General features: G+C 68.0%; 22 protein-coding genes. 8 read left to right on the top strand and 14 right to left on the bottom strand.

Annotation, left to right across the window (positions count from 1 at the left end):
• Positions 1-47 precede the first annotated feature (47 nt).
• A complete protein-coding gene (locus HNQ66_RS21330) occupies positions 48-791 on the top strand; it encodes a PRC-barrel domain-containing protein (RefSeq protein WP_184146555.1) in 744 nt (247 codons plus the stop codon).
• A 251-nt stretch (positions 792-1,042) separates the two neighbouring features.
• Here HNQ66_RS21330 and HNQ66_RS21325 read toward each other — a convergent pair whose 3' ends face one another.
• Positions 1,043-2,584, bottom strand: coding sequence for a trimethylamine methyltransferase family protein (locus tag HNQ66_RS21325; protein WP_380780849.1), 1,542 nt, complete (start codon positions 2,582-2,584; stop codon positions 1,043-1,045).
• A gap of 88 nt (positions 2,585-2,672) precedes the next feature.
• On the opposite strand from HNQ66_RS21325, the gene HNQ66_RS21320 reads away from it, so the two are divergent.
• A complete protein-coding gene (locus HNQ66_RS21320) occupies positions 2,673-3,602 on the top strand; it encodes a LysR substrate-binding domain-containing protein (RefSeq protein ID WP_184146551.1) in 930 nt (309 codons plus the stop codon).
• A 198-nt stretch (positions 3,603-3,800) separates the two neighbouring features.
• Here the strand turns inward: HNQ66_RS21320 and HNQ66_RS21315 are convergent, their stop codons facing one another.
• From HNQ66_RS21315 to HNQ66_RS21305, 3 genes are all read right to left on the bottom strand, one after another.
• Entirely contained in the window at positions 3,801-4,136 is a 336-nt protein-coding gene (locus tag HNQ66_RS21315) for a PilZ domain-containing protein (RefSeq protein WP_184146549.1), read from the bottom strand.
• A gap of 111 nt (positions 4,137-4,247) precedes the next feature.
• Positions 4,248-5,603 carry a putative bifunctional diguanylate cyclase/phosphodiesterase gene (locus HNQ66_RS21310; RefSeq protein ID WP_184146547.1) on the bottom strand — a complete coding sequence of 452 codons (1,356 nt, stop codon included), beginning with the start codon at positions 5,601-5,603 and terminating at the stop codon, positions 4,248-4,250.
• A gap of 141 nt (positions 5,604-5,744) precedes the next feature.
• Positions 5,745-7,484, bottom strand: a complete 1,740-nt coding sequence (locus HNQ66_RS21305) for a response regulator (protein ID WP_184146545.1) — start codon at positions 7,482-7,484, stop codon at positions 5,745-5,747.
• A gap of 263 nt (positions 7,485-7,747) precedes the next feature.
• On the opposite strand from HNQ66_RS21305, the gene mutL reads away from it, so the two are divergent.
• Positions 7,748-9,538 (top strand): DNA mismatch repair endonuclease MutL, encoded by a 1,791-nt coding sequence (gene mutL, locus HNQ66_RS21300; protein WP_184146543.1) that lies wholly within the window; start codon positions 7,748-7,750, stop codon positions 9,536-9,538.
• Positions 9,539-9,614: 76 nt separating this feature from the next.
• Positions 9,615-9,851 carry a DUF2093 domain-containing protein gene (locus HNQ66_RS21295; RefSeq protein WP_184146589.1) on the top strand — a complete coding sequence of 79 codons (237 nt, stop codon included), beginning with the start codon at positions 9,615-9,617 and terminating at the stop codon, positions 9,849-9,851.
• A gap of 97 nt (positions 9,852-9,948) precedes the next feature.
• On the opposite strand, the gene lpxK is transcribed toward HNQ66_RS21295, so the two are convergent.
• The 6 genes from lpxK to HNQ66_RS21265 form a co-directional block, all read right to left on the bottom strand.
• Positions 9,949-10,989 carry a tetraacyldisaccharide 4'-kinase gene (gene lpxK, locus HNQ66_RS21290; RefSeq protein WP_184146541.1) on the bottom strand — a complete coding sequence of 347 codons (1,041 nt, stop codon included), beginning with the start codon at positions 10,987-10,989 and terminating at the stop codon, positions 9,949-9,951.
• Positions 10,990-11,239: 250 nt separating this feature from the next.
• A complete protein-coding gene (locus tag HNQ66_RS21285; protein ID WP_184146539.1) occupies positions 11,240-11,968 on the bottom strand; it encodes an HAD family hydrolase in 729 nt (242 codons plus the stop codon).
• A 10-nt stretch (positions 11,969-11,978) separates the two neighbouring features.
• The gene (gene waaA / locus HNQ66_RS21280; protein ID WP_184146537.1) at positions 11,979-13,295 is read right to left on the bottom strand and encodes a lipid IV(A) 3-deoxy-D-manno-octulosonic acid transferase; all 1,317 of its coding nucleotides are present in this window, start codon (positions 13,293-13,295) and stop codon (positions 11,979-11,981) included.
• A gap of 93 nt (positions 13,296-13,388) precedes the next feature.
• On the bottom strand, positions 13,389-13,625 hold the full coding sequence (locus tag HNQ66_RS21275) for a DUF4170 domain-containing protein (RefSeq protein WP_184146535.1): 237 nt from the start codon (positions 13,623-13,625) through the stop codon (positions 13,389-13,391).
• 113 nt (positions 13,626-13,738) lie between these two features.
• Positions 13,739-14,545, bottom strand: coding sequence for a 3'(2'),5'-bisphosphate nucleotidase CysQ (locus tag HNQ66_RS21270; protein ID WP_184146533.1), 807 nt, complete (start codon positions 14,543-14,545; stop codon positions 13,739-13,741).
• 4 nt (positions 14,546-14,549) lie between these two features.
• On the bottom strand, positions 14,550-15,896 hold the full coding sequence (locus tag HNQ66_RS21265; RefSeq protein ID WP_184146531.1) for a TldD/PmbA family protein: 1,347 nt from the start codon (positions 15,894-15,896) through the stop codon (positions 14,550-14,552).
• Positions 15,897-16,003: 107 nt separating this feature from the next.
• On the opposite strand from HNQ66_RS21265, the gene HNQ66_RS21260 reads away from it, so the two are divergent.
• From HNQ66_RS21260 to HNQ66_RS21250, 3 genes are all read left to right on the top strand, one after another.
• Positions 16,004-17,797: a monovalent cation:proton antiporter-2 (CPA2) family protein gene (locus HNQ66_RS21260; protein WP_184146529.1), complete on the top strand. Its 1,794-nt coding sequence runs from the start codon at positions 16,004-16,006 to the stop codon at positions 17,795-17,797.
• 142 nt (positions 17,798-17,939) lie between these two features.
• Complete coding sequence (locus HNQ66_RS21255; RefSeq protein WP_184146527.1) at positions 17,940-18,290, top strand: IS1 family transposase; 351 nt, start codon at positions 17,940-17,942, stop codon at positions 18,288-18,290.
• Positions 18,287-18,646, top strand: coding sequence for an IS1 family transposase (locus tag HNQ66_RS21250; protein ID WP_184146525.1), 360 nt, complete (start codon positions 18,287-18,289; stop codon positions 18,644-18,646). The genes HNQ66_RS21255 and HNQ66_RS21250 overlap by 4 nt, the downstream gene beginning before the upstream one ends.
• A gap of 144 nt (positions 18,647-18,790) precedes the next feature.
• On the opposite strand, the gene HNQ66_RS21245 is transcribed toward HNQ66_RS21250, so the two are convergent.
• Genes HNQ66_RS21245 through HNQ66_RS21235 form a run of 3 tightly spaced genes read right to left on the bottom strand, consistent with a single transcriptional unit; the run spans position 18,791 to position 22,071 of the window.
• Positions 18,791-19,660 carry a patatin-like phospholipase family protein gene (locus HNQ66_RS21245; protein WP_184146523.1) on the bottom strand — a complete coding sequence of 290 codons (870 nt, stop codon included), beginning with the start codon at positions 19,658-19,660 and terminating at the stop codon, positions 18,791-18,793.
• A 26-nt stretch (positions 19,661-19,686) separates the two neighbouring features.
• Complete coding sequence (rsmD, locus tag HNQ66_RS21240) at positions 19,687-20,247, bottom strand: 16S rRNA (guanine(966)-N(2))-methyltransferase RsmD (RefSeq protein WP_184146521.1); 561 nt, start codon at positions 20,245-20,247, stop codon at positions 19,687-19,689.
• A gap of 6 nt (positions 20,248-20,253) precedes the next feature.
• Entirely contained in the window at positions 20,254-22,071 is a 1,818-nt protein-coding gene (locus HNQ66_RS21235; protein ID WP_184146519.1) for a pseudouridine synthase, read from the bottom strand.
• 70 nt (positions 22,072-22,141) lie between these two features.
• Between HNQ66_RS21235 and HNQ66_RS21230 the strand changes: the two genes are divergently transcribed.
• Positions 22,142-22,585, top strand: coding sequence for a nucleoside deaminase (locus HNQ66_RS21230; RefSeq protein WP_246434370.1), 444 nt, complete (start codon positions 22,142-22,144; stop codon positions 22,583-22,585).
• On the opposite strand, the gene HNQ66_RS21225 is transcribed toward HNQ66_RS21230, so the two are convergent.
• Positions 22,582-23,070: a GNAT family N-acetyltransferase gene (locus HNQ66_RS21225; protein ID WP_184146517.1), complete on the bottom strand. Its 489-nt coding sequence runs from the start codon at positions 23,068-23,070 to the stop codon at positions 22,582-22,584. The genes HNQ66_RS21230 and HNQ66_RS21225 overlap by 4 nt on opposite strands.
• Positions 23,071-23,102 lie beyond the last annotated feature (32 nt).

The following is a 23,102-nucleotide window of genomic DNA, read 5'->3' as shown; positions in this document are numbered from 1 at the left end:
AAACCGCGCCGCGCCTTGATGCCAACGAGACGAAAGGCAGGTTCACGATGACCAATAAATTTCTCACTTCCGTTGCCGCTGGTGCACTTTTCCTGGGCGCGGCCATTGCTCCGGCAGCTTATGCGCAGGACAATACCCAGCCGGCCCAGACCCAGACCATGGACCAGCAGCCGATGAACGGTGACGCCGCCACCGGCACCACGCCGGGCGATACCGCCGCAAACCCCGATGCGGCAACGCCGAGCGAAGACACCGCGCAGACCCCGGCCACCGGCACGGACAACACGGATACGGCCCAGACGCCGGCAACCGGCACCGACAATACGGACACGGCGCAGACCCCCGCAACGCCGAGCGAGGATACCGCGCAGGCTCCGGCCGCCGGTGAAAGCTATCTGACGGCCCAGACCGACGACCAGATCAGCGCCAACACCTATATCGGCCAGGCGGTCTACAACAGCGCCGACGAAAGCATCGGCAAGATCTCCGACCTGATCATGGAGAAGGATGGCGGCATCACCGCAGCCGTCATCGGTGTCGGCGGCTTCCTGGGCATCGGCGAAAAGTGGGTGGCCGTGCCGTTCGACACGATCTCGATCACGCAGGTCCCGGACTCCGACGACGTCAAGCTGACGACGACCGAGACCGCCGAAAGCCTGCAGGCAGCGCCGGAATTCAAGACCAAGGCGCAGCAGGTCGCCGAACGCCAGGCCAACGCCCCGGTCGACAACGCGACCACCTCGTCGACGACCACGGGCACGGCCCCGGCCACGACCCAGCCGGCCGAATAACCCGGCCAACCCCTCTGACCTCCGCCCGGCAGCGTCCCCTGCGCTGCCGGGTTTTTCGTGCGCTCGCGGGCGAGATACCCCCCTCTGTCCTGCCGGACATCTCCCCCACAAGGGGGGAGATTGGATGGAGCTATGTTTCGCCCATCGTTGACGTAGCAGTTTAAGCATAGGGCACGCTTCTGGCCGATCTCCCCCCTTGTGGGGGAGATGCCCGGCAGGGCAGAGGGGGGTGAGTCCACCCCCACGCATCGTCAATACCAGGCGTCCGCCATCGACCGCTTCTTACGCTCCATGTAGTCGCAAAGTGCCTCGTCGATGCCCTCGTCCAGCGGCGGGGCCTTGTATTCGGCGAGCGTCTTCTTCCACTGGCGGTTGGCGCGGGTGGCCATGTCGGTCGAGCCGCCCTCCTCGCTCCATTTCTCGAAGGGCTCGTTGTCGGAGAGCGTCGAATCCCAGAAGGCCGTCTGGTAGTTGCGCATCGTGTGGTCGCAGCCGAGGAAATGGTGGCCGGGGCCCACTTCCAGGAACGCATCGAGCGCCAGCGCATTGTCGTCCACCGTGACGCCGGCAAGATAGGAATGCAGCGCGCCGCAGACATCCGCATCCATCACGAACTTCTCGTAGGACATGGAGAGAAGGCCGTCGAGGAAGCCGGCCGAATGCAGGATGAAGTTGGCCCCGCAATGGACGGCCGACAGCATGGACATCAGCCCCTCCTGCATGGCCTGCCCGTCCGGCAGCTTGGAATTGGAGAAGTTGCCGGCGCAGCGCAGCGGCAGGTTCAGCCGGCGAGCGAGCTGGCCGACGACCATGGAGCCGATGGCCGGCTCCGGCGTGCCGAAGGTGGGCGAGCCCGAGCGCAGCGACATGGAGGAGAGGAAGTTGCCGAAGATGACCGGCGCGCCCTTCCTTTCGAGCTGCGTCAGCGCGCAGCCGGCAAGCGTTTCGGCGAAGGACTGGGCGATGGCGCCGGCATTCGTCACCGGCCCCATCGCGCCACCGAGGATGAAGGGCACGATGACGGCGGCCTGGTTGGCGCGGGCATAGGCGCGCAGCGACTTCGTCATCGTGCCGTCCCAGACGAGCGGCGAGTTGACGTTGACATTGCCGAGGATGACGCAGTTCCGATCGACGAAATCGGCGCCGAACAGGATACGCGCCATGTCGATGGAATCCTCGGCGCGCTCCTCCGCCGTGATCGAGCCCATGAAGGGCCGGTCGGAATACCTGATATGGCTGTAGACCATGTCGAGGTGGCGCTTGTTCACCGGGATGTCGACCGGCTCGCAGATCGTGCCGCCGGAATGGTGCAGCCAGGGGCTCGACTGGGCGAGCTTGATGAAGTTGCGGAAATCCTCCAGCGTGCCGTAGCGCCGGCCTTTGTCGAGGTCCATGACGAAGGGCGAGCCGTAGGCGGGCGAGAAGACGACGTTCTTCCCGCCGATCTGCACGTTGTTTACCGGATTGCGGGCGTATTGGGTGAACTCGGCGGGCGCGGAGGAGACGATCTCGCGCAGCATGCCGGGCTCGAAGCGCACCAGGACGCCCTCGACCTTCGCACCGGCCCGCTTCCAGTGGTCGAGCACGGCGGGATCGTCGCGGAACTCGATGCCGACCTCGGCGAGGATGCGGTCCGCCGTCCGCTCGACCTTCTGCAGGTTCTCCTCCGACAGCACGTCGTAGGTCGGGATGCCCCGCACGATATAGGGCACGCCCAGAGGCTTTGCCGCATTGTCCCGCCGCGTGCCCCTGCTCCGCCTTGCCGGCGCTTCGCTCACTGCTGCCTCACCCATGAAGTCCTCCATAATTCAGGATGAGGCTAGGCGCGAATGCGCACGTTGTAACGCTGGAAAAAAGTTTTCGATACTATAAGCTCAGTTTATGGAAACTCTGCGCCGTCTCCTTCCCTCCGCCTCCAGCCTCATCATCTTCGAGGCGGCCGGGCGGCACCAGAATTTCACCCGCGCCGCTCACGAGCTCGGCATGACGCAGGCGGCCGTTTCCTATGCGGTGCGCAACCTGGAGGAACAGCTCGGCGTCGCGCTCTTCCACCGCGTCCACCGCGCCGTGGAACTGACGGATGCCGGCGAGCGCTTCCATGCGGACGTGACGCTCGGCCTCTCGCGCATCCAGAAATCGGCCGAGGACATCCGCGCCAAGGGGCGCGAGGCGAACGTGACGCTCGCCGCCTCCACCGCCTTCGCCTCGATGTGGATGCTGCCGCGGCTCGCCAAGCTGCGCGCCGACCTGCCGGACATCGACCTTCGCATCCAGACCAGCGTGCGCGACCTCGATCTCGACGAGGAGCCGATCCCGCTCGCCATCCGCGGCGGGGATCCCGGCAAATGGCCGCGCTACCATGCCGCGCTGCTGGCGCCGGAGGTCATCACCGCCGTGGCGAGCCCCGCCTTCGTGGAAAGCCACGGGAACCCGCAGACGCCGGAAGCGCTGCTGAAACTGCCGCTCATCCATCTGGAAGAGCCGGTCCGGTCGGCCTGCGACTGGCCTCACTGGTTCGCCAGCGCCGGCGTGCGCTACCCGCCGCAGGCGCGCCGGCTCGCCATCAACGATTATGTGCTGGTCATCCAGGCGGTGCTTTCGGGCGAAGGCGTGGCGCTCGGCTGGCAGCACCTCATCGAGGGCCAGGTGCGCTCCGGCGCGCTCGTTCCCGTCGGCGGCCATGCCCTCACCATGCAGGACGCCGGCTTCTACGTCGTCTGGCCCCGCTCGCGCGAGCTCAACGGCCCCGCCCGCCGCGTGCGCGACTGGCTGGTGGAGGAAGGACGGCTGAGCCGGAGGGAAACGGGTTGAGGATGCGGGCTTTTCCCTTCAATGTTTGAAGCCTGCCCCTCATCCGGCCTGCCGGCCACCTTCTCCCCGCAAGCGGGGCGAAGGAAACAGGAGGTGCCGGTTTCCTCAAGCAATGCCCGCCCGCAAGGCAAGTCCCCTCTCCCCGCTTGCGGGGAGAGGGTTAGGGTGAGGGGCAGCTCCGGATGCGACAGGAAGTCTTCAGCGCCGCAGCACCGGCCGCACTTCCTCGTGGAAGAAGCGGAAATAGGAGGTGATCTGCGCCAGCGCATTGGTCGACAGCTTGTACTGGATGCCGAGGCGGCCGTTGGAATACCAGCGCACCGTTCCGGTGAGGCGGCCGAGCTCCTCGCTCTCCACCGTCACCATCTGGCCGGCCAGCGCCTGGATCGGCTTTTCCACGTCGAAGGCCATTCCGGTCGGCGAAAGGTCGACGACGCGCGCGCGCGTCGACTGATGCATCACCTTGACCGTTGCGAAAATGCGGACCCTGGAACGATCGTTCGTCCGGGTGGGCATGTCCTTGATCGTCGCCATCCCTCTTCCCCATTGTTGTCGTGGGGGGAAGCATACCCGGCACCGATTGCCTTGCCGCTAAGGAAAAGGATGCAATTTTAGCGAACTGGCCCGTTCGGGGACAGGTTCGCCTCAGGAGACGGCACGGCTTTCGACGCTGACATAGCGGTCGGAGAGGTAGCGCATGGTGGCGACGGCGTCGGCCGGCTTGCCGTAGAAATAGCCCTGCCCCATGCCGCAGCCGAGCGCCTTCAATTTCAGCGCCTCGGAGAAATCCTCGATGCCCTCGGCGACGACCGAAAGGTCCAGTCCCTCGCACATGGCGACGATGGCCTTGATGATGTGTTCCGACGCCTTGTCGTTGGAGATGCGCGAGACGAAGGCGCGGTCGATCTTGACCTTGTCGAAGGTGAAGTCGCGCAGGCGCCCGAGGCTCGACTGGCCGGTGCCGAAATCGTCGAGCGAGATGCGCACGCCCGCCGCGCGCAGTTCGCCGACGATCTTCTGCGCCGTGTCGGCATCCGTCATCACGGCGGTCTCGGTGATCTCCAGCTCCAGCCGGCGCGGATCGAGCCCGACGCGGTTGAGGATCGCCAGCGTGTTGAAGGCCGTCTTCGGATCCATCAACTGGGCGGAGGAGAGATTGAAGGACAGGAAGAGCTCGCGCGGCCAGGAGAGCGCGGCCTCCGCCGCCTTGCGCAGCAGCGTGTCGGAGAGCGCGTCGATGAAGCCGCGCTCTTCCGCGAGCGGCACGAAGGCCGCCGGCGAGACATAGCCGAGATCGGCATCGCACCAGCGGGCGAGCGCCTCGAAGCCGACGACCGCATCGTCGCGCAGGCTGACGATCGGCTGGAAATGCACGTCCACCTCGTTGGCGATGATGGCGTTGCGCAGCGCCTGCTCGAGCTGCGTCGCCCGCTTCATCTCCTGGGCGATCTCCTGCGAATAGACGGTGATCTGCCCGCGCCCGCGGCGCTTGGAGCGGTAGAGCGCGGTGTCGGCGCTCTTCAGGAGCTCGGCGAAGTCCTCGCCGGCGAAGGGGAAGATGGCAAAGCCGAAGGAGGCGGAAAGCCGCACATTGCGGTCGCCGAGGTCGAAGGGGGCCGACAGCACCTCGCGCAGCATCTGGCCGATCTTCTCCGCGCCCTTGCGCTCGAAGACGAGCGGCAGCACGAAGGCGAACTCGTCGCCGCCGTGGCGCGTGACGGTCGCCCCGTCCGGGATGCAGGCTTTCAGGCGATGGGCGACCTGGCAGAGGATCTCGTCGCCCGCGCGCGGGCCGAAAAGATCGTTGATGGGCTTGAAGCCGTCGAGATTGGCGATGCCGATGGCGAAGGGCGCGGGATCCTCCTCGCGCTCGCGCGCGATCTGGCGGACCTTGTCGCGCAGGCGGTAGAGATTGCCCAGCCCCGTCAGCGGATCGGTATAGGCCATGGCATGGAGGTCAGTCTGGGAAACGTCCAGCGCCGCATGGTCAGCAGACTTCATCAATGATTTCCCGTACTTGCACCTGGCCTTCCGATTATTTTCCCACGATGAGGCATGACTGTTAACAAAAGCATAGCAAGCGATCGTCAGTCCTGCCCACCTGCCTCCCCAAATCTGGGGAGTTGACCGGCCCTGCTCAACCTAGGCGACAGATTTCTGGGGCTTCTCGGCCGCATAGCGCCGGTAGATGGCCTCGATCATGTCGGGGCTGACCGGCTTGGTGATGTAGTCGTCCATGCCGGCATCCATGCAGTTCTGCATGTCGACGTTGAGCGCCTGCGCCGTGACGGCGACGATGGGCGTGCGGGTTCCGGTGCCTTTTTCCGCCTCGCGGATCTCCAGAGCGGCGTCGATGCCGTTCATCACGGGCATGGAGATGTCCATCAGGACGAGGCGCGGCTGGTGCTTGCGCCAGAGCATGACGGCCTCCTCGCCATTCTCGGCGATGCGGTGCGAGACGCCCATGCCCTCGAGAATCTGCGAGAAGACGAACTGGTTGATCTGGTTGTCCTCGGCCACCAGCACCTCCACGTCGCCGACGGCGGCCGGCAGCATGGTCGAGATGTCGGTGGCGATGTACCAGTCGTCGGAAAAGCCGACGGGCGTGACGATGTCGCCGAGCGGCGAGCCCTCGTCCGACAGCAATTCGTGCTCTTCCACGAGGGTGCGCATGAAATCCGGGCCGATGCCGTCCGGCGCGATCGGCCGCACGGCAATGCCCTGGCCGTTCTCCAGGATCGCCTCGTGGCCGGAAAGGTTGTCGTCGACGATGACCAGGTCGATCGCAAGCCCCTCCTCCGCCGCAAGGGCGAGGAAGGCGTCGTGCTCGCGCACGCTGGTGACGGCGCAGCAATCGGCGCCGCGGGCCTTGAACTCGGCGAGAAGGATATCCTCGATATGCGGATTGGGCGTCACCAGCAGCACGCGGCGGCCGGCGAGGGCGTGCAGCTCGTCGGGATTGAGCTGGTCGAGCAGCAGGCGGCGCTCGGCGTCGCGCACCGGATCGAAGCAGTTCTGCGCCTCCACGAAGCCGCCCGGCACGCGCAGCAGCGCATCGTCGGCATCCGTCATCGGCTGCTCGCCCGAAACCAGCGCGGAGACGTCCTCCATCACCGTGACGAGCGCGTAGTGCCCCGACGCGCCGATGCGGTACTTGCGGGTGATGACATAGAGGTCCGAGCCGTCGGCGCGCACGATATGCTCGGCAAGGACATGCGGCTCGCCCGTCTCCAGCACGGAGCGGTCGGTGGTTTCGATGCGCTCGGCGCTCTCGGCGTCGGCAAGGCTCCAGATCGAGCGGCCGACGATGCTGTCGGCATCGACGTCATAGATCGCGCAGAAGGCGGCGTTGGCGGCGATATAGGTGAGGTTGCGGTCCTTGATGACGATGGGTGACGGCAGCGTCTCCAGGATCTCCTCGGTGAGCGCGATGCGCTCCAGGTCGAGGCGCCATTGCTCTTCCTGCTTCTTCTGCTCGGAGACGTCGACGAGCGTCGTCACGTTGTAGCCGTTCGGCAAGCGGCGTTTGCGGAAATGGATCCAGCGGTCGCGGCTCAGCCGCTCGATGGCGTCGTACTGCTCGCGCCAATGGGCGGAGATCTGGGCGGAGATCCATTCCTCGCGGTTGACCGCGCGATGGCGCTGGTCCGGGGCGAGGCCGTAGCGCATGCCGCTGTCGAAGATGGCGCCGAGCACGTCGCGCAGGCGCGCTCCCGGCTTCAGCGCATCGGCTGGAATGGGAAAATAGCGCAGGACCTGGCGGCTGGCGAAGACGAGGCTGTCGTTCTTGTCATAGACGATCACGGCCGCGGCGAGGATATCGCACGCCGCTTCGAACATTCCCAGCCGGATGTGCGCGTCGGAGGACGCTACATCATTCATCGTGGCAGACCTCGCCTGTCTGGCATTCCCGAAGACATGCTGATCGGTGCTTTCCGCACCCTTGGACATGGGAATGACAGCGGCCAGCGACGCTGAAATTGTCCGCCGGAGACCGGCCGGCTTGTGCTCATACAAGCGCCTGCGCACGTTGGCAGCATTTTATTAAAGCCTGATTAAACGATTTAGCCGGATCGCCAAAGGCAGGACGGGATAAGCCGCAGCGGCCACTGGCGGGCGGCGGGCGAATCCGCGAAAATGGCGCCATGAGCATCAGGCAGCTTTCCGAAACCCTCATCAACCAGATCGCCGCCGGCGAAGTCATCGAGCGGCCGGCGAGCGCCGCCAAGGAGCTGATCGAGAACGCGCTGGACGCGGGCGCGACGCGCATCGAGATCGCCACGGCCGGCGGCGGCAAGACGCTTCTGCGCGTGTCCGACAACGGCTCCGGCATGACGCCCGCCGACCTTGAAATGGCGATCCGCCGGCACTGCACCTCCAAGCTCGAAAGCGACCTCCTCGACATCCGCACCCTCGGCTTTCGCGGCGAGGCGCTGCCCTCCATCGGCTCGGTGGCGAAACTCTCGCTCCTCAGCCGGACGGCGGAAGCGAACGAGGGCGCGGAGATCAGCGTGACGGGCGGAAAGGTGGTGCCCGTGCGCCCGGCCGCCGCCAACCGCGGCACGGTGGTGGAAGTGCGCGACCTCTTCTTCGCCACGCCCGCGCGCCTCAAATTCCTCAAGAGCGAGAAGGCCGAGGCCTCGGCGATCTCCGACGTCGTGCGCCGCATGGCCATCGCCTTCCCGCATGTGCGCTTCGTTCTCTCCGGCTCCGACCGCACGACGCTGGAATTTCCCGCAACCGGCACGGACCGGCTCGCCCGCATCGCGCAGGTGCTCGGCCGCGATTTCCGCGACAACGCCATCGAGATCGATGCGGAGCGCGAGGGCGTACGCCTGACGGGCTTTGCCGGCGTTCCGACCTTCAACCGCGGCAACAGCCTCAACCAGTTCGCCTTCGTCAACGGCAGGCCGGTGCAGGACAAGCTGGTCTGGTCGGCGCTGCGCGGCGCCTATGCCGAGACGATCCCGCACGGGCGCTATCCCGTCGCCGTGCTTTCCATCGAGATCGACCCGGCGCTGGTCGACGTCAACGTGCATCCGGCGAAATCCGACGTGCGCTTCCGCGATCCCGGCCTCGTGCGCGGCCTCATCGTCGGGGCGATCCGCGAGGCACTGGCGCGCGAGGGCGACCGGGCGTCGACCACGGGCGCCTCCGGCCTGATGCGCGCCTTCCGGCCCGAGGCGCCGCGCCCCGCCGCGCCCTGGACGCCCGCCGCCTCGCCCTACCGGCCCTTCGAGGCAACCCCTTCCAGCCCGGCCGCCGGCCGGCAGGCGGGCTTTGCCGAGTTCGAGGCGCCCTCGGCGCGCAGCGAGCCGGCCTTCGCCCCCTCGCCCGCCGAGGAGCCGCCGCAGCGCCATCCGCTCGGCGCGGCGCGCGCGCAGCTCCACGAGAACTACATCGTCGCGCAAACCGAGGACGGGCTCGTCATCGTCGACCAGCACGCCGCGCACGAGCGCCTCGTCTTCGAGGCGATGCGCAACGCGCTGCATGCGCGCGCCGTGCCGGCGCAGGCGCTGCTGATCCCCGAGATCGTCGATCTTCCCGAGGACGATTGCGACCGGCTCGTCGCCCATGCGGAGGAGTTTTCGAAGCTCGGCCTCGGCATCGAGCGCTTCGGCCCCGGGGCGGTCGCCGTGCGCGAGACGCCCGCCATGCTCGGGGAAATGGACGCGGCAGGCCTCATCCGCCAGCTTGCCGACGAGCTTGCCGAATGGGACACGGCGGGCGGCCTCAAGGCCAGGCTCGAATACCTCGCCGCCACCATGGCCTGCCACGGCTCGGTGCGCTCGGGCCGGCGCATGCGGCCGGAGGAGATGAACGCGCTCCTGCGGCAGATGGAGGCGACGCCCGGCTCCGGCCAGTGCAACCACGGGCGCCCGACCTATATCGAACTGAAGCTTTCCGACATCGAGCGGCTGTTCGGCCGCAGCTAGGCGCGGCGAAAGGGCTGGCTATTTTCCGGTCGCCACGCTATGGCATGGCGAAGAAATCATGCGGATATTGAAGTCGATGATGAACCGTTTTGAAGGCCGCGGCGGCAGCCGGGAAGCGAAGATCCGTTACCTCGACGGCGATTTCCAGATCCTGATGCCCGGCTCCCACGTCATCTGCGCCATGACCGGCGAGACGATCCCCGTCGACGAGCTGCGCTACTGGAGCGTCGCCCGCCAGGAAGCCTATGTGAGCTGCGCCGCCTCGCTGGACGCGGAAAAGCGCGCCGGCGCGTTGCCGACGCAGAAGCGGTAATCCCGCCCGTTTCCTCTTCGTGACAGCCCCTCATCCGACCCTTCGGGCCACCTTCTCCCCAAGGGGAGAAGGGCAAGGGCCGGACATGCCTTGAAAATCACTTCCCGGCCGGCCGCTGCAATTTCCGCCGGCGGGCATTGGCGATCGCGGCATCGATGATCGCATCCGGGCCCTTCGGATCGTCGAAGCGGATCTCCACCTCGATCACCCGGCTCTTTTCCCGCAGTTCCTCCGAGCGGCCGTGGCCGCCGGCAAGGCGCACGCTGTCCTTGGCGGTGGTGACGAGCCGGTGGCCGCGGGCCGCCGCGTCGTCGAGGAGGTCGGCCACCTCGTCGTCGCCGAGATAGTGGTGGTCCGGGAAGCCCCGCGTCTCGGCGAGCTCCGCGCCCGTCTCGCGGACGGTGCGGTGGAACTTTGCGTTGTCGGCGATGCCCGACCAGGCCATGACGACCTCGCCCTTCAGGTCCTCCGCCCCGACGGTGACGAGGGTGGCGGAGTGGATCGCCTTACCGGCGCGCGCGGCCTGGCGGATCAGCCGGTCGGCCGCCTCGCCGTCGCCGATGGCCAGAAGCGCGCTTGCCTGCCGCATCTGCTCGACGAGCGGCGCGCGCACCGGCCCCCCCGGCACGAGATGGCCGTTGCCGATGCCGCGGCGGGTGTCGATGACGACGAGCGCATAGTCGAAGGCGAGCTGTGCGCTCTGGAAACCGTCGTCCATGATGATGAGATCGGCGCCCTCCTCCACCAGCTTCTGCGCCCCCTTGACGCGCCGGCGCGAGATGACGGTCAGCGCCTCGCGGGCAAGCAGCAGCGGCTCGTCGCCGACCGCCCGGGCGCGGTGATGGTGCGGGTCGACCACGGTGGTGACGTCGAGCGAGCCGCCATAGCCGCGCGACAGGAACCCCGGCTTCAGCCCGCGGGCCTTGGCGGCGCGGGCGATGGCGATGGCGGTCGGCGTCTTGCCGGCCCCGCCGACCGTGAAATTGCCGACGCAGATCACCGGCACCGGCACCTCGGCGCGGCGCCCGCGACGCATGCGCCGGCCGGCGACGAGGCCATAAAGGCGCGAGAGCGGCCAGAGCGCATAGGCCCGCCAGTCCGGCTCCGTCCACCAGAAGGGCGGCGCTTCACTTACCATTGCTGTCCCCTGCCATCGGCCATGTGGGCCACAAGAAACGCGAGACGGCGGGGAAAATCAACTGAGGCGAGGACAAAGCCTGGGGCCTGCCCCTCATCCCGCTGCCGCGACCTTCTCCCCGCAAGCGGGGCGAAGGGGAATGCCGTACGGGTTTCCCGCATCTCGATTGTGGAAGGCGCCCGCCTCCTGCCTCCTTCTCCCCGCTTGCGGGGAGAAGGTGCCGGCAGGCGGATGAGGGGCAATCCCGGCCTCACTCCGCCGGCACGCCCGCCCCGGTGAAGAGCGGCACGAGCTCGGTGATGTCGTTGAGGCAATAGTCCGAGGCGGCGGAGAGGGATTCGCGCGAGCCGGTGCCGGTCAGGACGGCGACGGTGAGGCCGGCGCCGGCGGCGCGGCCCATGTGCAGGTCGTGGTTGTTGTCGCCGACGACGGCGACCTGGTGCGGCTCAAGGCCCGTCGCCGCGCAGAAGCCGAGCACCATGCCGGGCTCCGGCTTGAAGCCGAAGCCGCTGTCGTAGCCGGCGACATAGTGCAGGTAATCGGCAAAGCCGAAGCGCTGCGCCGTCGCGCGGATCGAGGCTTCGTTGTCGCTGGAGGCGACGCCGAGGCGATAGCCGCGCGCATGCATGGTGGCGAAGAAACCGGCAAGGTCGGTGACGGCGACGGCAAGCGCTGCGGAATTGGCGAAAAGCCCGTCGAAGAGTTCGGCCAGCGCCTCGACCGAAAAGGGTGCACCGGCGGCGACCAGCCCCTCGGCGATCTCCACCGTGTTGCCGGCGGCCAGCAGGCTGTCCGGCGTGACATAGCCGGTGTCCGGGTCCATGCCGCCTGCGACCAGCAGGCGGCGCGACAGGTCTTCGTCGCCGCCGGCGGCGATGCGGGCGAGCTCGTAGTTCACCGGCACCCAGCTCCTGGCATAGTCGAGGAGCGTTCCGTCCTTGTCGAAGAGGATGCCGGAGATCGTCGCTGCCTCGGTCATGGCTGCTCCTTCAGGAGGTCTGGCGCGGGTGGAGCCGCGCCTTCACGGTAAGCGGGTTGATATAGGGCTCCAGCCCCTTGACGGTCGCGCGCAGAGCCCCGCGCATCTCCTGCACGGTCTCCTGCCCCGCGTCGATCATCTGGCGGCGCATCTCGTCGTGGTTGAGGAGATAGTGCACGCCCTTGGCCAGCATCTCGACGTCGCGCACCATCTTGGCGCTGCCGTTGCGGGCGAGCTGCTGGTAGGCCTCGCGGAAATTCTGCACGTTGCCGCCCGAAAGGATGGCGCAGCCGAGCATGGCCGGCTCCAGCGGGTTCTGCCCGCCTTCGGCGAAGAGCGAGCGGCCGACGAAGGCGATCTCCGTCATGCGCAGGTAAAGCCCCATCTCGCCGATCGTATCGCCGAGGAAGATGTCCGTCTCGGGCGTCAGCGGCTCGCCGGAGGTGCGGCGCACGACCTTGAGCCCGCGCGCGGCGAGCATGTCGGCGAGGGCATCGCTGCGCTCGGGATGGCGCGGCACGATGATGGTGAGGAGGCCGGGCGTGCGCTCCTTGAGGGCGCGGTGCACGTTGCCGGCGGCCGCCTCCTCGCCCTCGAAGGTGGAGATGGCCGCCCAGGTGCGCCGGCCGGCGATCTGGTCGAGATAGGTTTTCAGCACCACAGGATCGGCGGGCGGGGCGTCCGTATCGACCTTGAGGTTGCCGGAGACCATGACGGGCAAGGCGCCGAGCGTGCGGAAACGGTCCGCATCGATCTCCGACTGGGCGATGACCAGCGCGAAATTCTCGAAGAGCGCGTCGGCGAAGGCGTGGCGCCGCTTCCAGCGCGGGAAGGAACGGTCGGAGATGCGGCCGTTCACCAGAACCTGCGGGATATGGCGCTTGCCGAGCTCCAGGATGGTCATCGGCCAGATCTCGGACTCCGCCATGATCGCGAGGTCCGGGTGCCAGTATTCGAGGAAGCGGCTGATCGCCGGCTTCAGGTCGAGCGGCACGAACTGGTGGATGACGTCGGAGCCGAGCCGGTCGCGCACGACCTTGGCCGAGGTGACGGTGCCGGTGGTGAGCAGCACGGCGATGCCGCGCCGGCGCACTTCCTTGACGAGCGGCACGATGGAATTGGTCTCGCCGACGCTTGCGGCATGGAACCAGACGAGCGGACCGGCCGGCCGCTCGACGCCGGCCACGCCATAGCGTTCGCGGCGGCGGGCGCGGTCTTCCTTGCCCTTGGCCGCGCGCAGCGCGATGTAGGGGCCGACGACCGGATAGAGCGCGACGCCGCCCCAGCGGTAAAGCGACAGCGCGAAACGGGCGAGCCGGCTGCTCATGGGCAGGGCACCTTCGTCTTGGCGCTCGGGCGGTCGAGGATCATGGGGTCCGGTCTTTCTGTCCGGCGCGGAAAGGCCGCGCGGGACGGACGGTCAGCCGTTCTTCGGGTCCAGGAGACGGTGCATGTGGACGATGAAATAGCGCATGTGCGCATTGTCCACGGTCTGCTGCGCCTTGCCCTTCCAGGCGACGAGGGCGCTGGCGTAATCCGGGTAGATGCCGACGATGTCGAGCTTGTCGAGGTCGCGGAACTGGACGTCCGTGAGGGTCTTCAACTCGCCGCCGAAAACGAGATGGAGAAGCTGTTTCGGTTCGATCGATTCGGTCATGTTTCTCTCTTTTGTTCTTCCGCAATTCCGGAGGGGAAACCGGGTCCCACTTTCCCGGGAATTGCCTGTTATGCCGATTTCGGCAGACGGTTTGCGGTATTCCGCGGGAAAGGTCAATGGCCGGAAAGGTGCCGCGCGGCCTCGACAAGCCCGGAAAGCCGGGCGCTGCCCGCCGCGCACAGCGTCTCGTGGCTGACGGTCGGCCGGTTGTAGGAAAGCGGGGCGCCGTCGAGCGTCACGAGCCCCCCGCCGGCGCGCGAAAGGATGAGGTCGGCCGCCGCCAGGTCCCAGTCGTGCGAATTGCGCTTGACGAGCGTGGCGTCGATCCGCCCGTCCGCCACCATGGCGAGGCGGTAGGCGAGCGAGGGCACATGGGAGATGCGCTGGACGCCGCCCGCCATGTTCGGTTCGAGGCCGTGCGCCATGTCCTCGGCCGCGGCGATGCGGATCGGCCGGCCGGCATCCGGCTCGCTTGCCGAAACGGGCCTGCCGTTCTTGAGGGCGGGCCCCTCCGCGGCGGCGGTGAAAAGCTCGTCGAGCGAGGGGGCGAAGAGCACGCCCGCCACCGGCCGGCCGCGATGGACGACCGCCGCGCTGACGCACCAGATGTCCTTGCCGGCGATGAAGGCGCGCGTGCCGTCGATGGGGTCGATGACGAAGACGGTCTCGCAGTCGAGCCGCGCCGCGTCGTCGTCCGTCTCCTCCGAGAGCCAGCCGTAGTTGGGCCTTGCGGAGAGCAGTTCCTTCTTGAGGATGTCGTTGGCGGCGAAATCGGCCGCGCTCACCGGCGAGCGGCCTTCGTTCTTCCACCAGACTTCCGGCCCCTTGCGGAAGAAATCGAGCGCCCTTGCGCCGGCGAGCCGCGCGGCGCCGGTGAGAAGATCGAGATCGGCGGTCCAGGCGGCAGCGGCATCGGGCATGGTCTTACTTCCCGGCCAGTGTCATGCCTTCGACGGCGAGCGTCGGGGCGGCCACGCCGAAGGAACGGTCGATGTCGTTCGCCGGCGTGATGCGCAGGAACATGTCGGCAAGGTTGGAGGCGACGGTGACCTCCGAGACGGGGAAGGTCAGCTCGCCGTTCTCGATCCAGTAGCCCGACGCGCCGCGGCTGTATTCGCCCGTCACCATGTTGACGCCCTGGCCGATCAGCTCGGTGACGTAGAAACCGTTACCGACGGAGCGGATCAGCTCTTCCGGCGGGATGTCGCCCGGCTCCAGCGCGAGGTTGGTCGAGGCGGGCGTCACGGACGTGCCGCCGCGCACGCCGCGGCCGTTCGTTTTCAGGCCGAGCTCGTTGGCGGTGGAGGTGGAGAGGAACCAGTGCTGCAGCACGCCGTCCTCGATCATCGCGAGGCGCCGGCCGGTGACGCCCTCGCCGTCGAAGGGGCGCGAGGAGGGGCCGCGCACGATCAGCGGATCGTCGGTGACGGAAAGGCCGGCCTTCAGCACCTGCTTGCCCATCCTGTCGCGCAGGAAGCTGGTCTTGCGCGCGACGGCCGCGCCGTTGATGGCGCCGGCGATATGGCCGGCAATGCCGCGCGCCACGCGCGGGTCGAAGACGACGGTAACGTTCTTCGCCGTCGGCACCTGGCGCGGGTTGAGGCGGCGCACGGCACGGGCGGCGGCCTCGCGGCCGATCTCCTCGCTTGCGCGCAGGTCCGCGAAATAGAGCGCCGAATCGAAGTCGTAGTCGCGCTCCATCTTCGTGCCCTCGCCGGCGATCACGCTGACGGAGCGGCCGAAGCGGCTGGCGCTGTAGGCGCCGGAAAAGCCGTGCGAGGTGGCGAGCACCAGCCCGCCCATGCCGGCCGAGGCGCCCGCCCCGCCGGAATTGGTGACGCCGGAAACGGCAAGCGCGGCGGCCTCCGCGGCAAGCGCGGCTTCCGTCAACTGGTCGGCGGAGACTTCGGTCGGGTCATAAAGCTGAAGGTCCGGCCAGTCCTTCGCAAGGTCGGCTTCGGCGGCGAGCGTCGCATAGGGGTCCTCCGGCGAGGCCTTGGCCATGGCGACGGCGCGCTCGGCGAGCACCTTGAGGTCGAAGCCGGGATTGGCCGAGACGCTGGCGACGCGCCTGCCGACGAAGACGCGCAGCGAGAAGTCGTCGCTCTCGGAGGCTTCCGTGCCCTCGACCTTGCCGAGCCGCACGCTGACGGAGGAGGAGCGGCCCCGAACGACCACCGCATCGGCCGCGTCGGCCCCGGCCTCCCTCGCCCGGTCGATGAGCTCGCCGGCGCGCGCGAGAAGGCTTGCGGTTTCGATCGTCTCAGACATGACTTGGCCTTTCTTTGCTGCCCCATTTATTGTGCACCGTGACGGGCATCAAGGGCCACGCGCCTTTTTTGCCCTGCCACCGGCCCGAAGCATGGTAAGCCTTCCCGATGACCTATACCCACAGCTCCTACAACGAAGTGCTCCTGATGCTCGGCGGCGCGCTTCTTGCCGCCCCGATCTTCAAGCGGCTGGGGCTCGGCACCATTCTCGGCTACCTCGCCGCGGGCGTGGTGATCGGCCCGATCCTCCACCAGATCCGCGACGGCGAGGAACTGCTGGGCGTCGCCGAACTCGGTGTCGTCTTCCTGCTCTTCCTCATCGGGCTGGAGCTGAAGCCATCGCGCCTCTGGGCCATGCGGCGCGACATCTTCGGCCTCGGCATCGCGCAGGTGACGGTCACCGGCCTCATCCTTGCCGGTCTCACGCTCTCCTTCGGGCTGGAGGAATGGGACGGGGCGCTGATCATCGGCTTCGGCCTTGCGCTCTCCTCCACCGCCTTCGCCATGCAGATCCTCGACGAGCGCGGCGACACCAACACGCGCTACGGCCAGCGGGCCTTTTCCATGCTGCTGCTGCAGGACCTCGCCATCGTGCCGCTGCTCGCGCTGATCCCTCTCCTTGCCGAGCAGAAGCCGGAGGACACGACCAGCGCCTTCGAGGATTTCGCCATCGCGCTTGCCGCCATCACGGCGCTGCTCGTCGCCGGCCGCTACCTGCTCAACCCGCTCTTTCGCGTCATCGCCCGCACCGGCGCGCGCGAGGCGATGATCGCCGCCGCGCTCTTCGTCGTGCTCGCCGCCGCCATGCTGCTGCAGCTTGCCGGCCTCTCCATGGCCATGGGCGCCTTCCTTGCCGGGGTGCTGCTCGCCGATTCCTCCTACCGCCACGAATTGCAGGCGGACGTGGAGCCTTTCCGCGGTATCCTGCTCGGCCTCTTCTTCATGGCCGTGGGCCTGTCGCTCCATCTCGACGTCATCTTCTCGCACTGGCTGACGGTGCTGATCGCAACGCCCGCCGTCATGCTGATCAAGAGCTTCGTCATCTACGCGCTCTGCCGCCTCACCGGCTCGCCGCACAACGATGCGGTGCGCATCGCCCTCGTCCTGCCGCAGGGCGGCGAATTCGGCTTCGTGCTCTTCACGGCGGCGGCGGCCGGCGGCATCTTCTCCAACGGGCTCGCCTCGCTGCTGATCGCCGTCGTCACCATCTCCATGGCGCTGACGCCGATCGCCGCCGCGCTCTCGCGCTTCCTCCTGGTCGAGGACCCGGAGGAGGAGATGGAGGAGGACTTCGAGGGCGCGGGGGCGGACGTGCTGATGATCGGCTTCTCGCGCTTCGGCCAGATCGCCGCGCAGATCCTGCTTGCCGGCGGGCGCGAGGTGACCATCATCGACCATTCGACGGACCGCGTGCGGCAGGCGGCGAATTTCGGCTTCCGCATCTATTTCGGCGACGGCACGCGCAAGGACGTGCTGCGCGCCGCCGGCATCGAGCGCGCCAAGATCGTCGCCATCTGCACGCAGGGCAAGGCCGCGACGGACCGCATCGTCGACCTCGTGCAATCCGAATATCCGAACGCCACGCTCTTCGTGCGCTCCTACGACCGGGTGCACACGCTGTCGCTGCGCGCCCGCGGGGTGCAGCACGAGGTGCGCGAGACCTTCGAATCCGCCCTCGTCTTCGGCCGGGAGACGCTGGAGGAGCTGGGCGTGAAGCCCGACGACGCGCTGGCCATCAGCGACGACATCCGCCGCCGCGACCTCGCCCGGCTGGAATTGCAGGCCGTCGAGGGCATCAGCGCGGGACGGCACATGCTGCATTCCAAGCCGGTAAGCCCCGAGCCGCTGCTGAAGCCGAAGAAGAAGACGCAGAGCGAGGCGGAGGAAGAGGAGAGCGTTTGAGCGCTGCCGCTCACTTTCTAACGAAAGAGCCCGCCGCTCACCCCCCTCTGGCCTGCCGGCCATCTCCCCCTCAAGGGGGGGACTGTTTACCCGGACCGCTTTTTGGATTCTGTTATAGAGGTGATTTGCGGGGAGGCACACGATGGATTGCCCAAGCTGTGGCGGCACAGATCTGATCAAGCGCGGCAGCAAGGCCGGGCATCAACGCTACCGATGCCGCACCTGCGGGCGCTATAGCACCGACAGCCCGCCCAAATTCAGCGCCCAGACCAAGGCCATGGCGATCGAGATGTACATGAACAGCATGGGCATTCGGGCGATCGGCCGGGTGCTTCGTGCTTCGCCCGCGACGGTGCTGAACTGGATCCGCAAGGAGCATGCGGTCCTGCAGCACAAGCTGGCCCAGGCCGAGCCGACCGACACCGGGATACCCGATGTCATCGAGATGGACGAGATCTACACCTATGTCCAAAAAAACAGCGGCGGGCGGTGATCTGGACGGCCTATAGCCGTCGCCACCGCCAGGTCGTCGCATACCATATCGGCGACCAGGGCGTGCGCAGCGCCATCGCCATCTACGATCTGGCCAAGGCCGCCGTCGGCCAGATCGGCGCCATCTTCACCGACGCCAATTCCTGCTATCATCTGGCCTTCGAGCGGATCAAGGCGACCGAGCCGCATCGGCAGACCAAGGCGCAGACCCATCTCATCGAGTCCTCGAACGCCTCGTTCCGCGACATGCTGGCCCGCTTCAATCGAAAAACAAAGCGGGCCTCCAAGTCACTCGAAATGCTTCACATCACAATCGACATCTTCATCGCAAGAAAGCGCCTCGCGAGTCCAAGATGAACAATCCCCTCAAGGGGGGAGATCGGCAAGCCGCGGAACCTCGCTCAAATTGCAACGTCGGAGAGAGGCGATACGGTCCCTCCATCCAATCTCCCCCCTTGAGGGGGAGATGCCCGGCAGGGCAGAGGGGGGTATCTCCCGCGCCTACCCTATCGCCGCAAACCTCGCATCCAGCGCCCGCTTCAACTCTTCGCGCACACCGGCGGAGGCCGCCAGCACCTCTTCCGCCTTGATGAAATCCATCACGCGGAAACGGCCGACCTCCGGGCGCAGGTAGATATCCGGCGCGCCCTTCTCCAGCTTCAGCGCGACGATGGAGCGCATGGTGAGCTGGGTGGCGCCGTAGAGGCTGTCGATGCCGTTCGGCACTTCCGCCGTGCCGGCGGGCGGCTGGCCGATGACGTCGATGCCGATGGCGATATCCGCCTTGCCGGCGAGATGGTCGAAGGGCACGGGGTTCCACAGGCCGCCGTCGATCATCACCCGGCCGTCGAGGACCACCGGGCGGAAGATCGCGGGCAGCGCCGCGGAGGCGGCAAGCGCCGGCAGGAGCGACCCCGCCTCGCAGACGCATTCGCACTGGGCATAATAATCCGAGGCGATGACCTTCAGCGGGATTTCAAGGCCCTCGAAGGTCTCCGGCAGGCGCTCCGGCAGGAAGGCCTTCAGCACCCGCTCCAGATTGAACTGCCCGAGGCGGAAGCCGCCCGCCACCATCTCGGAAAAGCCGGCCGGACGCAGGCTCCAAAGCCGGTTGGCGATGTGGCGCGGCTGGCCGATTGTCGCCAAAGTATGCTCGCGGATTTCCCGGCCCGGCATGCCCGCCGCCATGGCCGCGCCGAGGATGGCGCCGATGGAGGCGCCGGCGATCAGCACCGGGCGGATGCCGAGCTCATCCAGCACCTCGATGACATGGATATGGGCAAGGCCCCGCGCCCCACCGCCGCCGAGCGCAAGGGCGACCGTCGGGCCGCCGGAGGGCCGGCGTTCAGGGGACACGAGGGCGTCGGTCATCGCGGACCTCCTCGGGCGGGGGGAACTCAGCCGGCCCGGTAGCGATAGAAATGCATGCGCGTATCGCCGAAGGTGCGGACCTCGAGGGGCTCGAAGCCATCGACGGCGGCAGGCTGAATATCGGCGCGCTCCTCGAGGATCGCAAGGGCGCCGTCGACGAGGAAGCCGCCGCGCGCCGCCGCATCCAGCGCCTTCTCGCCGAGACCCTTGGCATAGGGCGGATCGGCGAAGAGGACATGAAACGGCTCCATGGTGCCGACCGCGCCGAGCGCCGTCGCATCGCGCCGGAATATCTTGGCGCGGCCGATCACGCCGAGCGCCTCGATATTGGAATGGAGAAGCCCCCTGCCCTCGACGCCCTGCTCGACGAAGAGCACGGCGCGCGCGCCGCGCGACAGGGCTTCGAGGCCGACCGCGCCGGTGCCGGCGAAAAGGTCGAGCACGCGCGTGCCGTCGAGCGCGCCGGGATAGGCGTGGGAGAGGATGTTGAAGAGGCTTTCGCGCGTGCGGTCCGAAGTCGGACGGATGGCGTCCGACTTCGGCGTTGCGAGCGCGCGGCCGCGGAATTCACCCCCGACGATCCGCACGGCGCGTTATTTCCCCTTGCCGCGCGGACGGCTGCCGCCGGCCGGCCGGCCACCGCCGGGCCTTGCGCCGCCGGGTTTGCCACCGGAAGGACGCCCCCCCGGCTTGCCGCCGAAGGATTTTCCGCCGGGCTTTCCGCCGAAGGGTTTTCCGCCGTCGCGGCGGGGCGGACGGTCGCCGAAGGAGCGTTCGCCTTCCGCGCGCGGCTTGCGGTCGCCGCGGGGCGGACGGTCGCCGAAATCGCGGGGTGCGCGCTCGTCGCCGGCGCCGGAGCGCTTGCGGGCGAAGCCGCCGCGGCCGCCCTCGTCGCGGTCGCGCTTTTCCGGCTCGGCGGCGCGGATCCACTCGCCGTCCTCGTCGCGCGTCTTCAGGATGCGCGGCTTGTCGTCCCTGCCGCCGGCGGGCCCGCGGGGGCCGGCCTTGCGGTCCGGGTCGAACTTCTGGGCCGAGCGGGTGAGCGCGCCCTCGGCGGTGCGGCCGTAGCGCTTGGTCTTCGGCGCGCCGTCCGGGCGCTCGCGCGGCGCGCGCTTTTCGCCTTCGGCGGCCTCGGCCTTCTTCTCGGCGACCGGGCGGGCGCCCGGGGCCATCCAGACATTGGACTTGCGGGCGCGCCCGCCGGGCTCGCGCTTGGGCCGGGCCTCGAAACGATCGTCGTCGCGGTCATGGCCGCGGTCGCGCGGGCCGCCGCGCGGCTTGTCGGAGAAGCGGTCGTCGCGCTTCGTATCGAGGCGCGCGCGGGCGTTCTCGCGCCGGTCGGCCGGCTTTTCGCTGCGGGCGGGCCGGTCGTCGCTGCGGGGCTTGCGCGCAGGCGCCTCCGCCTCTTCCTCCTCGGCCTTGCGGTCGAAGAGCGGGGCGTCGAAATTCGCCCCGGATTCCTCGATGAGGCGCGGGCCGAGCTGGTCGCGCAGCGTCCGGCCGCGGATCTCCTGCGCATGGCCTTCCGGCAGCTCGCCGAGCTGGAAGGGGCCGTAGGAGATGCGGATCAGGCGGTTCACGTCGAGGCCGAGCGCGCCGAGCACGTTCTTGACCTCGCGGTTCTTGCCCTCGCGAAGGCCGAGCGTCAGCCAGACGTTGGAGCCCTGCACCTTGTCGAGCGTCGCGTCGATGGCGCCGTAGAGCACGCCGTCGACGGCGATGCCCTCTTTCAGCTTGTCGAGGTCGGCCTGCTCGATCTTGCCGTGGGCGCGCACGCGGTAGCGGCGCAGCCACCCCGTCGTCGGCAGCTCCAGCATGCGGGCAAGGCCGCCGTCGTTGGTCAGCAGCAGCAGGCCCTCGGTGTTGATGTCGAGGCGGCCGATGGACATGACGCGCGGCAGGTCCTCGGGAAGGTTCTCGAAGACGGTGGGGCGGCCTTCCGGGTCGGCATTCGTCGTCACGAGGCCGGCGGGCTTGTGGTAGAGCCACAGGCGCGTGCGCTCGATGCCGCGGATCGGCGCGCCGTCCACCTCGATATGGTCGGCGAAGGTGGCGTTGAGGACGGGCGTGTCCAGCACCTTGCCGTTCACGCTGACGCGACCTTCCATGATCATGCGCTCGACATCGCGGCGCGAGGCGACGCCTGCCCGGGCAAGCAGCTTGGAGATGCGCTCGGGCGCAAGCTCCGCGCCGGCGGTGCTCGGCTCGGGCCTTGCAGGCCGGGCCGGCCTTGCCTCGCGCACGGGCTTGCCGTTGCCGGCGGAGGGCTTTCCGCCGAACGGCTTCTTGCCCGCCGGCTTTCCGGCCGGGAAGGATTTCTTGCCGGCGGCCGCCGATGCGGCGCCACGCGGCTTGGTATCGCGGCCCGAGGGCTTGGTGCCCGGCCGTTTTGGCTTGTCTTTGGATGTCATTTGTGCTGCCTGCGTTTTGCCGTGTCCTATCAGGTCAGGCGTCCGGGGTTAAGAGGAATTCGTGCCGGTCATGACAAATCGCTTCATGGAGATCGCGCTTGCCGAAGCCCGCGATGCCGGCGCGCGGGGCGAGGTGCCCGTCGGCGCCGTCCTCGTGCTCGACGGGAAGATCCTCGCCCGCGCCGGCAACCGCACCCGGGCGGAGAACGACGTCACCGCCCATGCCGAGGTCGCCGTGATCCGCGAGGCCGCCGGAAAGCTCGGGCAGGAACGGCTGGCGGGCGCCGATCTCTACGTGACGCTGGAGCCCTGCACGCTCTGCGCCGCCGCCATCTCCTTCGCCCGCATCCGCCGCCTCTACTATGGCGCGGAAGACCCGAAGGGCGGCGCGGTGGACAATGGCGTGCGCTTCTTCGCGCAGCCGACCTGCCACCATGCGCCGGACGTCTATTCCGGCATGAGCGGCACGGAGGCGGCCGGGATTCTCAAGGATTTCTTCGCCGAACGGCGCTAGGCCGTTTCCGCGAAGCGCTTCAGCTTCTCGCCGGAAAGGCGATAGCGGATCCATTCGCCGTGGGGCTCGGCGCCGATCGCGTCATAGACGCGGATGGCAGGCGTGTTCCAGTCGAGCACGCTCCATTCGAAGCGGCCGCAACCTTCATCGAGGGCGATGCGGGCGAGCGCACGCAGCAGCATCTTGCCGACGCCGCTGCCGCGATGATCGGGCGTGACATAGAGGTCTTCGAGATAAAGGCCGTTCTTCGCCTGCCAGGTGGAATAGGTGTTGAAGAAGACGGCGGAGCCGGCCGGCTCGCCCGTCTCGGTCTCGCAGATCAGCGCGCGGCTCACCGAGCCCTCGCCGAAGAGCGAGGCGGCGACGGTCTCTTCCGTCGCGGCGACCTCGTGCAGGGCCTTCTCGTAATCGGCAAGTTCGCGGATGAAGCGCAGGATGATGCCCGCATCGGCGACGCTCGCCGGGCGGATGCGGTAGCTCGTCATGAGGTCATCCCTTTGCGAACGGAAAGCGCCTG

The organism is Shinella fusca (genome assembly GCF_014203155.1).
Taxonomy (GTDB): Bacteria; Pseudomonadota; Alphaproteobacteria; order Rhizobiales; family Rhizobiaceae; genus Shinella; species Shinella fusca.
The sequence above is the reverse complement of the archived record's forward strand: the minus strand, read 5'-3'. Positions and strand labels throughout refer to the sequence as shown.